Source organism: Pseudomonas sp. FG13 (genome assembly GCF_057809755.1).
The window spans coordinates 219,596-236,280 of record NZ_JBMDKO010000003.1; the positions used below are offsets into that span (position 1 = coordinate 219,596).

A 16,685-nucleotide genomic window follows, 5' to 3' on the forward strand; every position below is an offset into this window, starting at 1 on the left:
CGACCAGGAGCAGCAACGTGGCGAAGCAAAGTTCTCAGAAATTCATCGCGCGCAACCGCGCGCCTCGAGTGCAGATCGAGTACGACGTCGAGCTCTACGGCGCCGAGAAAAAGGTCCAGTTGCCCTTCGTCATGGGGGTAATGGCTGACCTCGCCGGCAAGCCCGCCGAGCCTCTGGCACCCGTGGCCGACCGCAAGTTCCTTGAAATCGATGTCGACAATTTCGACTCACGCCTCAAGGCCATGCAACCGCGCGTAGCATTCCATGTACCCAACGAACTGACCGGCGAAGGCAACCTGAGCCTGGACCTGACCTTCGAGAGCATGGACGACTTCAGCCCGGCCGCCGTGGCTCGCAAGGTCGACTCGCTGAACAAGTTGCTCGAAGCACGCACCCAACTGGCCAACCTGCTGACCTACATGGACGGCAAGACTGGCGCCGAAGAAATCATCATGAAGGCGATCAAGGACCCAGCGCTGTTGCAGGCCCTGGCGAGCGCGCCGAAGCCAGCACAGGATCAATGATCATGACCGACAATACCGTCCGCGAAGGCGCACAGAACCTGGGCGCGACTGAAGAAACCAGCGAATTCGCGTCCCTGCTGCTGCAAGAATTCAAGCCCAAGACCGAGCGCGCCCGCGAAGCGGTCGAGACCGCCGTGCGTACCCTGGCCGAACAGGCCCTGGCGCAGACCGACCTGGTGTCCAACGACGCCATCAAGTCGATCGAGTCGATCATCGCCGCCATCGACGCCAAGCTCACCGCCCAGGTCAACCAGGTGATCCATCACCCGGACTTCCAACAGCTGGAAAGCGCCTGGCGTGGCCTGCACTACCTGGTCAACAACACCGAGACCGATGAGCAACTGAAGATCCGTGTGCTCAACATCTCCAAGACCGACCTGCACAAGACCCTGAAGAAATTCAAGGGCACCGCGTGGGACCAGAGCCCGCTCTTCAAGAAGATGTACGAAGAAGAATACGGCCAGTTCGGCGGCGAGCCTTACGGCTGCCTGGTAGGCGACTACTACTTCGACCAGTCGCCACCGGACGTGGAACTGTTGGGCGAACTGTCGAAAGTCTGCGCAGCGATGCACGCACCGTTCATTTCCGCCGCCTCGCCAACCGTGATGGGCATGGGCTCCTGGCAGGAACTGTCGAACCCGCGCGACCTGACCAAGATCTTCACCACACCGGAATACGCCGGCTGGCGCTCCCTGCGTGAATCGGAAGACTCGCGCTACATCGGCCTGACCATGCCGCGCTTCCTGGCGCGCCTGCCGTACGGCGCCAAGACCGATCCGGTGGAAGCCTTCGCCTTCGAAGAAAACACCGACGGCGCCGACAGCTCGAAATACACCTGGGCCAACGCCGCCTACGCGATGGCCGTGAACATCAACCGTTCGTTCAAACACTTCGGCTGGTGCTCGCGCATCCGCGGCGTGGAGTCCGGCGGTGAAGTGGAAAACCTGCCGGCCCACACGTTCCCGACCGATGACGGTGGCGTGGACATGAAGTGCCCGACCGAGATCGCCATTTCGGACCGCCGTGAAGCGGAACTGGCGAAGAACGGTTTCATGCCGCTGCTGCACAAGAAAAATACCGACTTCGCCGCGTTCATCGGCGCCCAGTCGCTGCAGAAACCGGCCGAATACGACGATCCGGACGCCACCGCCAACGCCAACCTGGCCGCACGCCTGCCGTACCTGTTCGCCACTTGCCGTTTCGCCCACTACCTGAAGTGCATCGTGCGCGACAAGATCGGTTCCTTCAAAGAGAAGGACGAGATGCAGCGCTGGCTGCAGGACTGGATCCTCAACTACGTCGACGGCGACCCGGCGCACTCCACCGAAACCACCAAGGCCCAGCACCCACTGGCGGCAGCCGAAGTGATCGTGGAAGAAGTCGAAGGCAACCCGGGGTATTACAACTCCAAGTTCTACCTGCGCCCGCACTACCAGCTCGAAGGGCTGACCGTGTCGCTGCGCCTGGTATCGAAACTGCCTTCGGCCAAGGGCGCGTAACAACCCCTTGATGTGATCGTTCCCACGCTCGGCGTGGGAATGCCGCCCGGGACGCTCCGCGTCCCTGGAACGCAGAGCGTCCCAAGATGCGTTGCCACGCAGAGCGTGGGAACGATCAACACAACACAACGTGGTTAGAAACCACACAGGGAGAAAACATGGCTGTTGATATTTTCATCAAGATCGGCGACATCAAGGGCGAGTCCATGGACAAGGCCCACAAGGACGAAATCGACGTCCTGAACTGGAGCTGGGGCATGTCCCAGTCCGGCAACATGCACATGGGCAGTGGCGGCGGCGCCGGCAAGGTGAACATCCAGGACCTGTCGTTGACCAAGTACGTCGACAAGGCTTCGCCGAACCTGATGATGCACTGCGCCAGCGGCAAACACATCGACAAGGTCAAGCTGACCGTGCGCAAGGCCGGCGGTGAAAGCCAGGTCGAGTACATGATCATCAACCTGGAAGAAGTGCTGATCACATCCCTGAGCACCGGCGGCTCGGGCAGCGATGATCGCCTGACCGAAAACGTCACCCTGAACTTCGCCAAGGTGCTGGTGGACTACCAGCCTCAGAAAGCCGACGGCAGCAAGGAAGGCGGTCCGGTCAAGTTCGGCTGGAACGTGCGTCAGAACGTCAAGGTGTAATCGAACACGCCCCCGGTGCCACGCGCCGGGGGTGTTTGGTGCTAGCTCTAATCCAATCCTTTGCAGCGCGGTGTCTGAGTCATGGCCAAGCCTTCGTTTATCAATTTGTGGAAAGCCTATTCCGACCTGTTGGTTGCCCATCCTGACGCAAAACCCTGTGACGGTCCCTGGGCAAACCAATGCGCCATACGCATGAGCCTGACGCTCAATGCGGAGAAAACCATCAAGGTCAACAAATCCACCTACACCAAAGACCCCCTGTGCAAGCATGAACACGCCAGGGGCGCCGAGTCATTGGCCAATTGGTTGTGGAAACATCATCTGGGCCGTCCAACTATTCTCAGTAACAGCCCCGAAGACCGAAAGACATTGATGGGCAAGACCGGCCTGATTTTCTTCAAGGACTGCTTCCAGCAATCCGGAGAGACTGCCGAAGGTCGTAGCGGCGACCATATCGATCTATGGAATCGTGGCCTGACCCAAACCAGCGACCTTTTCTATCGATCCAAGAAAGTCTGGTTCTGGGAGCTCACTTAATGAACAAGGCCCTGTTCGCCCTATGCCTGACGACTAGCCTGACCAGCCTGAGCGCATGCGCCGAGCATGCCGGGACGCCGACCACCCAGGCGGTTTTCGAGGGCCAGCCACTCAGCCTGGTGGACGATCAGGGTCAATGCACGCTGGTCAAACCCGACCAGAGTCGCATGAAGCTGGACATGGAATGGCCGTGCGGCTTCAGCTTGGATAAACAGCAGAAATTGCGCGTGGAAATGTTCAATAACATCCCGATTTTTGCGGTCTGGCGCAGCGAACACATGCCCGCCCCCAGCCGCGATTGTCTGAGCAAAATGCAGGCTATTCGTCAGCTGCCGGAAGGTTTCGAGGCGGGAACGGTCAGCCTGTATGCAGCTTGCGGCGCCGGCGGAGACCAGAAAATGTACGTGGCACCCTTTACGTGGTAACCGAAATCGCCACCCGCGATCGCCTCCAACCCTCCCTATTGGACCGGTTGACCGACGACGATCCGACCAACCCCAAGGAAAGCGCCGACAAACGCGTGCTGTCCCTGACCCAATTGAAGGCCTCGGTGCTGCGTGACCTGGCGTGGCTGCTCAACACCACCTCACTGCTCGACGCCGATGCCACGCTGCACACCCCGGCGGGTACCTCAGTGGTGAACTTCGGGCTGCCGGCGCTGGCCGGCAACAGCGCGTCGAACGTCGATCTTTCGGCGCTGGAAGCGCTGATCCACCAGGCCATCGCCACCTTCGAGCCGCGCATCCTGCGTCATACCCTGCGGGTGCGGGCCCGGTCGACGGCCGAGATGAACCACAACGCCTTGAGCTTCGAGATCGAAGGCGACCTCTGGGCGCAGCCGGTGCCGTTGCGCCTGATGCTGCAAACCGACCTGGACCTGGAAACCGGCCATGTGCGCGTGGTCAACGCCGATCAGCGGAGACGCTCATGAACCCGCGCCTGCTGGAGCTGTACAACCAGGAACTGCACCACGTGCGCGAAAGCGCGGCGGAGTTCGCCAAGGAATACCCCAAGATCGCCAGTCGGCTGACGTTGTCCGGCATGGACTGCGCCGACCCCTATGTCGAGCGGCTGCTGGAAGGTTTCGCCTACCTGACGGCGCGGGTCCAACTCAAGCTCGACGCCGAGTACCCGACCTTCACCCACAACCTGCTGGAAATCGCCTACCCCCATTATCTGGCGCCGACGCCGTCAATGACCGTGGTGCAGATGCAGGCCGACCCTGACGAAGGCTCCTTGAGCAGCGGCTTCGAGCTACCCCGGGACAGCGTCCTGCGCGCCGCCCTGGGGCGTGAAACCCAGACCTGCTGTGAATACCGTACGGCCCACTCGGTGACTTTGTGGCCCTTGCAGGTCAGCCAGGCCGAGTACTTCGGCAACCCGTCCACGGTGCTCGGACGCCTGGCCGCCAGTGAGCCGAAAGCCAAGGCCGGCCTGCGCCTGACCCTGCGCACCGGGGCCGAATTGCCGTTCAACAGCCTGGCTCTGGACAATCTGCCGCTGTACCTCAGTGGTGCCGACGAACAACCGTTCCGCCTTTACGAACAATTGCTGGGCAGCGCCTGCGCGGTGTTCGCCCGCCAACCCGGCGGCAATTGGGTCGAGCGGCTGCCCCAGGATGCGTTGCGCTCGCGCGGCTTCGATGATGTCGACGCTGCGCTGCCGGTGGTGCCGCGAGCGTTCCAGGGCTATCGCCTGTTGCAGGAGTATTTCGCCCTGCCCCAGCGCTTCCTGTTCGTCGACTTCACCCAACTGAGCCGAGCGGTCAAGCGTTGCGACGGCCAGGAGCTGGAGTTGATCGTGCTGTTCGACCGCCACGACCCGAGCCTGGAAGGCAGCGTCGGCGCGGCGCAGTTCCTGCCGTTCTGCACCCCGGCCATCAATCTGTTCCCCAAGCGCCTGGACCGCATCCATCTGTCGGACCGGGTCAACGAGCACCATGTGATCGCCGACCGCACCCGGCCGATGGATTTCGAAGTGCATTCGCTGACCGGCCTCACGGGCCACGGCACCGGGCCGGAGCAACCGTTCCTGCCGTTCTATGCCGTGCGCGACCCGTCCCGTTATGGCCGCGACCAAGCCTATTACACGGTGCGCCGTGAACCCCGGGTGTTGTCCAGCGATCAGCGACGCAACGGCCCGCGCTCGACCTACATCGGTAGCGAAACCTTTGTCAGCCTGGTGGACAGCCAGCAAGCGCCCTACCGCCATGACCTGCGCCAACTGGGCGTGACGGCGCTGTGCACCAACCGCGACCTGCCGTTGTTCATGAGCGTGGGCAGCGGCAAGACCGACTTCACCCTGGCCGACAGTGCGCCGGTCGGCGCCGTGCGTTGCGTTGCCGGGCCGAGTCGGCCACGGGCCAGCCATGCCCACGACGCCAAGGCCTGGCGGCTGATCAGCCAGTTGTCGCTGAACTACCTGTCCCTCAGTGAACAAGGCCAGGGCGCCGCCGCCCTGCGCGAACTACTGCGCCTGTACGGCGACAGCAACGATGCGGCGCTGCAATTACAGATCGAAGGCCTGCGGGAAGTCAGCAGCAAAGCCTGCACCCGACGCCTGCCGATGCCCGGCCCGATCGTGTTCGGTCGGGGCCTGGAGATCACCCTGGAATTCGATGAAAACGCGTTCCGCGGCACCGGGGTGTTTCTCCTCGGCGCTGTGTTCGAACGCTTCCTGGCACGCTACGTGTCGATCAACAGTTTTACCGAGACGGTGATCCGAACCACCGAACGCGGCGAGATCATGCGATGGAAAGCCAAGCCCGGACGTCGTCCGACCCTGTGAGTACCCTGGACGCGATGCACCAGGAACCCTGGGAATACGACTTCTTCCAGGCGTTGCGGCGCATCGAGTGCGAAACCCCCGAACTGCCGCGCCTGGGCCATTCTTTGCGCCTGGCCGATGATCCGCTGCGCCTCGGACAACAGGCCGACTGCACCTTTGCCCCGGCCACCCTCGCCTCGGTGCAACCGGGTGTCGACGGTGCGCCGGCGCGGCTGGAGCAGTTCTTCTTCGGCCTCGGCGGCCCCAACGGCCCGATGCCGTTGCACATGACCGAGTACGTGCGCGAGCGTCAGCGCAACAACGCCGACAGCACCAGCAAACGCTTTCTCGATGTGTTCCACCATCGCCTGCTCAGCCTGCTCTATCGGGCCTGGGCCGAAGCGCGGCCAACGGTCAGCCATGACCGCCCGGACGACGACTACTGGTCGGCGCGCCTGGCGGCGCTCAGCGGCCGGGGCATGCCGAGCCTGCTCAAGCAAGGGCTGATCCCTGATACGGCAAAACTGCATTACAGCGGTCACCTGGCAGCGCAAACCCGCTACCCGGACGGTTTGAAAGCCATCCTCAGCGAGTATTTCGGCCTGCCGGTGGAGATCGAGGAATACGTCGGCCAATGGCTGGAGTTGCCCGAACGCAGCCGCGTCGGCGTCAGCGCCCATCAACTGGGCGTGGACTTCTGCCTGGGCCGCTACGTGTGGGACCGCCAGCACAAGTTCCGCATTCGCCTCGGGCCGCTCAAGTTCGTCGACTACATGGGCATGCTGCCCGGTGGTGAGCCGTTCAATGAGCTGGTGGCCTGGGTCGCCGAGTACCTGGGCCATGAACTGGACTGGGACCTGAACCTGGTCCTGGAACAGCCCGAGGTGCCGGCGCTACAACTCAACGGCCGTTTCCGCCTGGGGTTCAACACCTGGCTGGGACAGCCCGAAAAAGATGCCAACGATCTAATACTGGCCCGGCATTACGCCGAACAGGCCAACACCTCACAGACCTCAAGGAGCCATGAGCATGGGTGAAATCAGTCGCGCCGCGTTGTTCGGCAAACTCAACAGCGTGGCCTACAAAGCCATCGAAGCCGCCACCGTGTTCTGCAAGCTGCGCGGTAACCCCTATGTGGAACTGGCCCACTGGTTTCACCAGTTGCTGCAGCTGCAGGATTCGGACCTGCACCGCATCATCCGCCAGTTCAACGTCGAGCCGGCGCGCCTGGCCCGGGACCTGACCGACGCGTTGGACCGCCTGCCACGGGGCTCGACCTCGATCACCGACCTGTCCTCCCACGTCGAAGAAGCCGTGGAACGCGGCTGGGTCTACGGCAGCCTGATGTTCGGCGAAAGCCAGGTGCGCACCGGTTACCTGGTGCTGGGCATCCTCAAGACCCCAAGCCTGCGCCATGCCCTGCTGGGGCTGTCGTCGGAGTTCGACAAGGTCAAGGCCGAAGCCCTGAGCGAGCGCTTTGACGAGTACGTGGGCGACTCCCCGGAAAACGCCCTGACCGCCAGCGACGGTTTCAACGCGGGCAGTGTGCCGGGCGAAGCCAGCGGTGCCATGGCCCCCAGCGCCATGGGCAAACAGGAAGCCCTCAAGCGCTTTACCGTCGACCTCACCGAACAGGCCCGCAGTGGCAAGCTCGACCCGATCGTCGGCCGTGACGAAGAGATCCGCCAACTGGTGGACATCCTCATGCGCCGCCGGCAGAACAACCCGATCCTCACCGGTGAAGCCGGCGTGGGCAAGACCGCCGTGGTCGAGGGCTTTGCCCTGCGCATCGTTGCCGGTGACGTGCCGCCGTCCCTCAAGGACGTGGAGCTGCGCAGCCTCGACGTCGGCCTGTTGCAGGCCGGCGCGAGCATGAAAGGCGAATTCGAACAGCGTCTGCGCCAGGTCATCGAAGACGTCCAGGCCTCACCGAAGCCGATCATCCTGTTCATCGACGAAGCCCACACCCTGGTGGGTGCCGGTGGCGCCGCCGGTACCGGTGACGCGGCCAACCTGCTCAAGCCAGCCCTGGCCCGCGGAACCCTGCGCACCGTGGCCGCCACGACCTGGGCCGAATACAAGAAGCACATCGAGAAAGACCCGGCCCTGACCCGGCGCTTCCAGGTGGTGCAAGTGGCCGAGCCGTCGGAAGACAAAGCCCTGCTGATGATGCGCGGCGTGGCCTCGACCATGGAACAGCACCATCAGGTGCAGATCCTCGACGAAGCCCTGGAGGCCTCGGTCAAGCTGTCCCACCGCTACATCCCCGCGCGCCAGTTGCCGGACAAATCCGTGAGCCTGCTGGACACCGCCTGTGCTCGCGTCGCCATCAGCCTGCACGCCGTGCCGGCCGAGGTGGACGACAGCCGTCGGCGCATCGAAGCGCTGGAAACCGAACTGCAGATCATTGCTCGTGAGCACGCGATTGGCGTGGTCATCGGCACACGCCAGACCCAGACCGAAAGCCTGCTGAGCGCCGAACGCGAGCGCCTCGCCGAGCTGGAAAGCCGCTGGGCCGAGGAGAAGACCCTGGTGGACGAACTGCTCGCCACCCGCGCCACCCTGCGCGAACGCGTCGGTGTGGTGGACAGCGAGGATGCCAGCGAAGCTTCCGACAACGAAAGCCACGCCCTGCGCGAAAAACTGGTGGACCTGCAACAGCGCCTGACCGCCCTGCAAGGCGAAACCCCGCTGATCCTGCCGACCGTGGATTACCAGGCCGTGGCCTCGGTGGTCGCCGACTGGACCGGTATCCCCGTGGGCCGCATGGCCCGCAACGAACTGGAAACCGTGCTCAACCTCGACCAGCACTTGAAAAAACGCATCATCGGCCAGGACCATGCCCTGCAGATGATCGCCAAGCGCATCCAGACCTCCCGCGCCGGCCTCGACAACCCGAGCAAGCCCATCGGCGTGTTCATGCTCGCCGGCACCTCCGGCGTGGGCAAGACCGAAACCGCCCTGGCCCTGGCCGAAGCCATGTACGGCGGCGAGCAGAACGTCATCACCATCAACATGAGCGAGTTCCAGGAAGCCCACACCGTGTCCACCCTCAAGGGCGCGCCACCGGGCTACATCGGCTACGGCGAAGGCGGCGTGCTGACCGAAGCCGTGCGGCGCAAACCGTACAGCGTGGTGTTGCTGGACGAGGTGGAGAAAGCTCACCCGGACGTGCACGAGATCTTCTTCCAGGTGTTCGACAAAGGCGTGATGGAGGACGGCGAAGGTCGGGTGATCGACTTCAAGAACACCCTGATCCTGCTGACCACCAACGCCGGCACCGAGCTGATCGCCGAGGTGTGCAAGAACCCGCAGGACGTGCCCGAGCCGGAGGAAATCGCCAAGGCCCTGCGCCAACCGCTGCTGGAGATTTTCCCGCCGGCCCTGCTCGGCCGCCTGGTGACGATCCCGTACTACCCGCTCAGCGACGAGATGCTCAAGGCCATCACCCGCCTGCAACTCAACCGCATCAAGAAGCGCGTGGAGAGCACCCACAAAGTCGCTTTCGACTACGACGACGCGGTGATCGACCTGATCGTCTCGCGCTGCACCGAAACCGAAAGCGGCGGCCGCATGATCGACACCATCCTGACCAACAGCCTGCTGCCGGACATGAGCCGCGAATTCCTGACCCGCATGCTCGAAGGCAAGGCCATGGCCGGCGTGCGGATCAGCGCGGTGGACAACGAATTGCAGTACGATTTCAGCGACGCGGCCTGACCTGACAGGAACACAGAAAACCCTGTGGGAGCGAGCCTGCTCGCGATAGCGGAATTACATTCAACCTCGCGTTGACTGACCCACCGCCATCGCGAGCAGGCTCGCTCCCACAGTGGGTTGCGCTCCTTCAGCCAACACAACTTGCACGGGACACTCGATGTTATTCAACCAAGCCTCACGCCTGGCCAAAATCACCAGCCCCCTGGGGCCCGAGGTGCTGCTGCTCAAGGACATGGGCGGCGGCGAAGAGCTGGGAAGGCTGTTCAACTATGAGTTGCAGCTGCACTCACTGGACAACGCCATCGATCTCAATCAGGTGCTCGGCAAACCCATGTGCGTGAGCATGCAGCTGGACGGCGGTGGCGAGCGGCATTTCCACGGCATCGTGGCCCGCTTCAGCCAGAACGTCGACCAAGGCCAGTTCGCCAGTTACCAGGCCACGCTGCGGCCCTGGCTGTGGCTGCTGACGCGCACCTCCGATTGCCGGATTTTCCAGAACCTGACCATCCCGCAGATCATCAAGCAGGTGTTCCGCGACCTGGGTTTCTCCGATTTCGAAGACGCCTTGAGCCGCCCCTACCGCGAGTGGGAATACTGCGTGCAGTACCGCGAGACCAGCTTCGATTTCGTCAGCCGCCTGATGGAACAGGAAGGGATCTACTACTTCTTCCGCCATGAGCAGGGCCGTCATGTACTGGTGCTGGCCGACGCCTACGGTGCGCACACCAGCGCGCCCGGCTACGCGTCGGTGCCCTACTACCCGAAGAATGAGCAGCAACGCGAGCGCGACCACATTCACGACTGGCACCTGGCCCAGGAAGTGCAGCCCGGCTCGCTGGAACTCAACGACTATGACTTCCAGCGCCCCAGTGCGCGCATCGACGTGCGTTCGGCGATGCCCCGGCCCCATGCCGCCGGTGACTATCCGCTGTACGACTACCCCGGCACCTACGTGCAGAGCGAAGACGGCGAACACTATGCCCGCACCCGCATCGAAGCCTTGCAGACCCTGCACGAACAGGTCGAGCTGGCCGGTAACGCGCGGGGCCTGGGCTCGGGTCATCTGTTCAGCCTGACCGGCTTCACCCGCCAGGACCAGAACCGCGAATACCTGATCGTCGGGGCTCGCTACTACCTGTCCCAGGAAAGCGGCGAAACCAGCGGCGGCGCACCGTCGGCACAGTTCGAAAGCAGCCTGACCTGCATCGACGCGCAGCAGAGCTATCGCCCGCTGCCCCACACCCATCGGCCCATCGTCAAAGGGCCGCAGACCGCCCTGGTGGTCGGCCCCAAGGGCGAGGAAATCTGGACCGATCAGTTCGGCCGGGTGAAGGTGCACTTCTACTGGGACCGACACGACCAGTCCAACGAGAACAGCTCGTGCTGGATCCGCGTGTCGCAATCCTGGGCCGGCAAGAACTGGGGCTCGATGCAGATTCCGCGCATCGGCCAGGAAGTCATCGTCAGCTTCCTCGAAGGCGACCCGGACCGGCCGATCATCACCGGCCGCGTCTACAACGCCGAACAGACCGTGCCTTACGACTTGCCCGACAACGCCACCCAGAGCGGCATGAAGAGCCGCTCGAGCAAGGGCGGCACGCCGGCGAATTTCAATGAAATTCGCATGGAGGACAAGAAAGGCGCCGAGCAGTTGTACATCCATGCCGAGCGCAACCAGGACATTGTGGTCGAGGTGGATGAAAGCCATTCGGTGGGTCACGACCGCAACAAGAGCATCGGCCATGACGAGACAGTGACCATCGGCAACAACCGCCTGCGCATCGTCAAACAGGAAGACATTCTGTCGGTGGGCCTGCGCAAGACCGACAGCATCAGCCAGAGCTACGTCATCGAAGTGGGCGAAAACCTGCGGCTGGTGTGCGGTGAAAGCATCCTGGAGCTCAATGCCAGCGGCCAGATCAACCTGACCGGCGTGCAGATCAGCTTCTATGCCAAGGGCGATGCCGAGTTCAACACCGGTGGCGTCCTGCACCTGAACAATGGCGGCGGCCCGGGTGCCACCCCTGACGGCCAGGGCGTCAAGGCCAGCATCGACGCCAACGTCAAAGCCGCGTTCCCCAAGGGTTAATCCAGAGATTCAGGCGCCATGACTTACCGCATCAACGAATTCCAGCTCCAATTGCCGCCCAGCGAGTTGCTGGACGCGACGATCAACATCCTCAAGTTCCCCGAGCTGGGGACTTCGCTGATCGTCAGTCGCAGCTTGCTGGCCGACGGCGAAACCCTGCAAAGCAACCTCGACGATCAGCTCAAGCGCCTGGAAAAACAGGTACAGGAACTGCGCTGCCAACCGGGCGCCACGGTACGCCTGGGCGCCAACCAGGAAGTCGAAGGCATCGAGCTGCGCAGCCAGTTCAGCAAGGGCAACGAAAAAGTCTTCCAGTACCAGTTGGCCCTGGTGCTGCCCGGTACTCGCAAGATGTTTGCCCTGAGCTACGTCAAGCCCGAGCCACTCGGCGCTGCCGAAGCCGCGCATTGGGCAACGATCAAGGCTTCGCTAGTGTTCGACGGGCCGGTCTGATGAGCGACGTGCATGTCTGACGCACTCTGGGCTGCACGGCTGGGCGACGCGCTGGATCACACCTCGATGATGGCCGACATCCTCGGCGGGGTGCTGGAGGTGGCGGCCAACATCGCGATCACGGCCGTCGCCACCGCTGCCGTGGTCGCGGCCACCGGCATCACGGTCGCGACCGGCGGCCTCGGTTGCTTCCTGCTCGGCGCCGTGGTCGGTGCAGTCGTCGGCCTCGCCATGAGCAAGACCGGCGCCGACAAGGGCCTGAGCAATATTTGCGAGGGCATCGGCAACGCCCTCTTTCCGCCCACGGTGCAGGCGAACATCCTCACCGGCTCCACCGACACCCTGACCAACAACATTCCCGCCGCCCGCGCCGCCGGGGCTATCGAGTCCCATGTCGCACCGGCCGGCACCGAGCTGGAAGCGCCCGAGCCCAGCTACCTGGACATGGCCGAGAGTTTCTTCTCGCAGATGTGGCGGCCCACCGTCGCCACACCCGCCCCCGGTGCCGTGCCCAAGCCGCTGGACATGATCACCTGCCTGAAGCATCCGCCGATGCCGCCGCAGTTTCTGGCTGAGGGTTCGGATAAGGTCACCATCAACGGCCAGCCCGCCGTGCGCAGCGGCGACCGCAGCACCTGCGAAGCCAAGGTGGTGTCGTCCGGGCTGATTTCCCCCGACGTGACCATTGGCGGCGGCACCGTGGTGGTACGCGAGATTCGCAGCGGCAAGACGCCGGGCGTGGGGCTGGCGGTCACCGCGTTGCTGATGCTCAAGGGCGGCAAGGGCAAGTTCCTGAGCAACCTGCCGTGCATGTTGATAGGCGGCGCGGCCTCGATGGCGGTCAGCAGCGCGATGGGCGCGGCGGCCAACGCGGCCATGGGCTCATCGAACCCGGTGCATGCGGCGACCGGCGCCAAAGTGTTGGGGGATGTCGAGGAACTGGACTTCGTCTTGCCGGGCATCCTGCCCATCGACTGGCAGCGTTTCTACAACAGCCGCGACGAACGCCGTGACGGCCTGTTCGGTGCCGGCTGGAGCGTCGCCTACGAAATACGCGTAGAGGTCCTGCCCCATCCCGAGGGCGGCGAAACCCTGATCTATACCGACGAACAGGGCCGGCGCATCGACATGGGTTCGATCCCCTTGGGCGGCGCGGTGTTCAGCGCCGGCGAAGGCCTCAGCGTGCGGCGGCACGCCAACGGTGAACTGCTGATCGAAAGCGCGGACGGGTTGTACCGGTTGTTCAAGCCCACATCGGCGAACGCCACGCTGCTGCGCCTGGAGCAGCTCGGTGATCGCAACGACAACCGTATACACCTCGACTACGACGAAACCGGGCGCCTGGTGCGGCTGCGCGACACCTTCGATCAGGTGCAGGTCGAACTGGCCTACGACGAGCACCAGCCACAACGGGTCAGCCGGATCGACCGCCTTTACCCCGACCAGCGCCGCGAAGTGCTGATGCACTACGGCTACGACGCCCAGGGAGACCTGGCGCAGGTGCGCCAGTCCAATAGCCAGGTCAAACGCCGTTATGCCTACGACTTCGGGCGGCGGATGGTGGAGCATCAGTTGCCCACGGGGCTGCGGTGCTTCTACGAATGGGCCTTGGTCGAAGACCGGGAATGGCGTGTGGTCCGCCATTGGACCGACGCCGGCGATACCTACACATTCGACTATGACCTGGCCGGCGGCATCACCCGCATCACCGACGGCTTGAATCGCGTCAGCACCCGGCGCTGGGATGCGCGCTACCAGATCACCGAAGCCACCGATGCACTGAATCGCACCTGGGCATTCGAATGGAACGACGAAAGCCAGTTGCTGGGAGCGACCGACCCCAACGGTGGGCAGCATCAGTTCAGCTATGACGAAGCCGGCAATCTCTGCCAAACCCTCGACCCGCTCGGCCGCAGCGAATCGACGCTGTGGCTCGAACACTGGGCCCTGCCTCTGGCCGAAACCGATGCCGCGGGCAATACCTGGCAGTACCGCTATGACGCACGTGGCAATCGCATTCGCGAAACCGACCCGCTGGGCCACGTCACCCGCTATCGCCACGACGCCCACGGCCAAGTGGTGGAGGTCATCGATGCCAGCGGCAAAAGCAAGACCATGCGCTGGACGGCCCTCGGCCAACTCAGCGAACACACCGACTGCTCCGGCTACACCACCCGGTTGAACTACGACGAGCGCGGTCTGTTGCTCAGCAGCAGCGATGCGCTGGGGGAACGCACGCGCTTCAGCTACGACGACCAGGGCCGGTTGCTGAGCAAGCAGTTGCCGGACGGTCGCATCGAACACTATCAACGCGATGCCAGCGGCCAGTTGATCGGCTACAGCGATCCCGCCGGCCACACCACGTCTTTCCAACACACGCCGAGCGGTCAACTGCGCCTGCGCACCGATGCCCATGGCCGACGGGTGGAGTTGAGCTACGACAGTTATGGGCGGCTGCTGGCCCTGACCAACGAGAACGGCGAAAGCTATCGGTTTGCCTGGGATGCGGGCGACCGCTTGAGCGCCCAGCACAGTCTGGATGGCAGCCTCAAGCGCTACGCCTACGATGCGCTGGACAACGTCACTCGCGTGCAGGCCTTCGCCGTTCCCGGCAGCACCGACCTGGACCTCTCGCCGCAAGCGCCCGTCATCCATGAGCTGGAACGCGATGCCATGGGTCGGTTGGTCGCCAAGGTCACCGCCGATGGGCGAACCGAATACCGCTATGACGCCCTCGATCAGGTCAAGACCATCACCTTCACCGGCCTGGCCGGCGAACAGCAAAGCATCGGCTTCAGCTACGACGCGCTTGGTCAACTGATCTCCGAACAAGGGTGGGCCGGTCGCCTCACGCATCGCTATGACGAACTGGGCAACCTTACACAGACTCAGCTCCCCGATGGTCGCTGGCGGAACCGCCTGCACTACGGCAGCGGTCATTTGCACCAGATCAACCTCGACGGCCAGGTCATCAGTGACTTCGAGCGCGACCGCCTGCACCGCGAGGTGCTGCGCACCCAGGGCAGTCTCAGCACCCGTAGCGAATACGACCGCAGCGGCCGCCTGCGGGCCCGTCAGCGACGGCAACGGGAGCAGTCGACACTACTGCCGCCAGCGGCGCAGTCGTTGTTTGCCTACGACGGCAGCGATCAGCTGGTGGAGCGCTTCGACAACCAGCCCGAAGCGCCCCATCGTCAACTGCTGCACTACGACGCCACCGGCCGCATCCTCGCCAGCCAGGACAATCTCAAGGGTCAGCGTGAAGGTTTCGCCTACGACCCGGCCGCCAACCTGCTCGACGGACTGGCGGGCTCCGGCCACGTCACCCATAACCGCTTGCTGACCTATCAGGACAAGCGCTACCGCTACGACGGCTTTGGCCGCATGGTGGAAAAACGCAGCAGCCGACGCGGTGTCCAGCGCTTCAAGTACGACGCCGAACAGCGTTTGGTGGAGGTGCACAACGACAACGGCTCGGTCGTGAAGATGACCTACGACCCGTTGGGCCGACGCATCGAAAAAACCGAGTACGATCGCCATGCTACCCCGCTTGGTCATACGCGCTTTACTTGGGATGCGCTGCAACTGTTGCAGGAACACCGCGACAGCCAGACCAGCCTCTACATCTATGCCGACGACGGCCACGAGCCTTTGGCGCGGGTCGATGGCCTTGGTGAGCAGCAAAAGGTCCGTTACTACCACAACGACTTCAACGGCCAGCCCGAACAACTTTCGGAAAGCGACGGCCATACGCTCTGGCGCGCCCATTACCAAGTGTGGGGCAACACCGCCGAAGAGCTGCGCGAACCGTATTACATCGAAGAGCAGAACCTGCGGTTCCAGGGCCAGTACCTGGACCGCGAAACCGGGCTGCACTACAACACCCTGCGCTTCTACGACCCGGACATAGGCCGTTTCACCACGCCGGACCCCATCGGCCTTGCCGGGGGGCTGAACCTCTACCAGTACGCACCGAACCCGGTGAGCTGGATCGACCCTCTGGGGCTGATGAAATGCACCACCCCGCCGAAGGGGCGCAAGGTCAATCGGACGGTTTATCGGTTCGAAGAACCCGGGCGGATCAGCACCACCTGGACCGCCCACAAGTGGAACGTTGCCGCCCGGCACCGTTATACCGCGCCGGGGCTTGGCGGCGTCTATGGCGCCAACTCGCGCAAGACCGCCATGGGCGAGGTCAATCACTGGGGCGTGGACCTGTCCACGCGGGTGCTGGTGAGCAAAAAGGTGCAGCTCAACAACGTCCTCGATCTGACCCGGGCCGATGTGCGCAAACAACTGGGCGTGTCCCTTAAAAGCATCACCGGCAACAAATACACCCAGACCCACCAGATTGGCGCCTGGGCCAAGGCCAACGGTTATGATGGGATCCTGGCGCCGTCGGCGCGAAACCCGACCGGCAGCAACTTGATCTCCTTTGCAGGTTTTTGAC

Annotated in this window: 12 protein-coding genes; all 12 read left to right on the forward strand. The window is 63.4% G+C overall.

Features of this window, described 5'->3' with window-relative positions; genetic code table 11:
- Window positions 1-17 precede the first annotated feature (17 nt).
- The 12 genes from tssB (at window position 18) to ACODTO_RS05010 (ending at window position 16,684) form a co-directional block, all read left to right on the forward strand.
- Window positions 18-524, forward strand: coding sequence for a type VI secretion system contractile sheath small subunit (tssB, locus tag ACODTO_RS04955; RefSeq protein WP_003177230.1), 507 nt, complete (start codon window positions 18-20; stop codon window positions 522-524).
- A gap of 2 nt (window positions 525-526) precedes the next feature.
- The gene (gene tssC / locus ACODTO_RS04960) at window positions 527-2,023 is read left to right on the forward strand and encodes a type VI secretion system contractile sheath large subunit (RefSeq protein WP_024776801.1); all 1,497 of its coding nucleotides are present in this window, start codon (window positions 527-529) and stop codon (window positions 2,021-2,023) included.
- A gap of 158 nt (window positions 2,024-2,181) precedes the next feature.
- Window positions 2,182-2,670 carry an Hcp family type VI secretion system effector gene (locus ACODTO_RS04965; RefSeq protein ID WP_047698356.1) on the forward strand — a complete coding sequence of 163 codons (489 nt, stop codon included), beginning with the start codon at window positions 2,182-2,184 and terminating at the stop codon, window positions 2,668-2,670.
- Window positions 2,671-2,751: 81 nt separating this feature from the next.
- Entirely contained in the window at window positions 2,752-3,207 is a 456-nt protein-coding gene (locus tag ACODTO_RS04970; protein ID WP_024776799.1) for a T6SS effector amidase Tae4 family protein, read from the forward strand.
- Window positions 3,207-3,632: a hypothetical protein gene (locus ACODTO_RS04975; protein WP_024776798.1), complete on the forward strand. Its 426-nt coding sequence runs from the start codon at window positions 3,207-3,209 to the stop codon at window positions 3,630-3,632. The genes ACODTO_RS04970 and ACODTO_RS04975 overlap by 1 nt, the downstream gene beginning before the upstream one ends.
- Window positions 3,626-4,138, forward strand: a complete 513-nt coding sequence (tssE, locus tag ACODTO_RS04980) for a type VI secretion system baseplate subunit TssE (protein WP_139641220.1) — start codon at window positions 3,626-3,628, stop codon at window positions 4,136-4,138. The genes ACODTO_RS04975 and tssE overlap by 7 nt, the downstream gene beginning before the upstream one ends.
- The gene (gene tssF / locus ACODTO_RS04985; protein WP_139641222.1) at window positions 4,135-5,994 is read left to right on the forward strand and encodes a type VI secretion system baseplate subunit TssF; all 1,860 of its coding nucleotides are present in this window, start codon (window positions 4,135-4,137) and stop codon (window positions 5,992-5,994) included. Before tssE ends, tssF begins: the two co-directional genes overlap by 4 nt.
- A complete protein-coding gene (gene tssG / locus ACODTO_RS04990; RefSeq protein ID WP_489106045.1) occupies window positions 5,958-7,010 on the forward strand; it encodes a type VI secretion system baseplate subunit TssG in 1,053 nt (350 codons plus the stop codon). Before tssF ends, tssG begins: the two co-directional genes overlap by 37 nt.
- Window positions 7,003-9,693, forward strand: coding sequence for a type VI secretion system ATPase TssH (gene tssH / locus ACODTO_RS04995; protein WP_055136873.1), 2,691 nt, complete (start codon window positions 7,003-7,005; stop codon window positions 9,691-9,693). The genes tssG and tssH overlap by 8 nt, the downstream gene beginning before the upstream one ends.
- A 157-nt stretch (window positions 9,694-9,850) precedes the next feature.
- Window positions 9,851-11,782, forward strand: coding sequence for a type VI secretion system Vgr family protein (locus tag ACODTO_RS05000; protein ID WP_024776793.1), 1,932 nt, complete (start codon window positions 9,851-9,853; stop codon window positions 11,780-11,782).
- 18 nt (window positions 11,783-11,800) lie between these two features.
- Window positions 11,801-12,235 carry a DcrB-related protein gene (locus ACODTO_RS05005; RefSeq protein ID WP_175386915.1) on the forward strand — a complete coding sequence of 145 codons (435 nt, stop codon included), beginning with the start codon at window positions 11,801-11,803 and terminating at the stop codon, window positions 12,233-12,235.
- A 12-nt stretch (window positions 12,236-12,247) separates the two neighbouring features.
- The gene (locus ACODTO_RS05010; RefSeq protein WP_489106046.1) at window positions 12,248-16,684 is read left to right on the forward strand and encodes an RHS repeat-associated core domain-containing protein; all 4,437 of its coding nucleotides are present in this window, start codon (window positions 12,248-12,250) and stop codon (window positions 16,682-16,684) included.
- Window position 16,685: the final 1 nt, after the last annotated feature.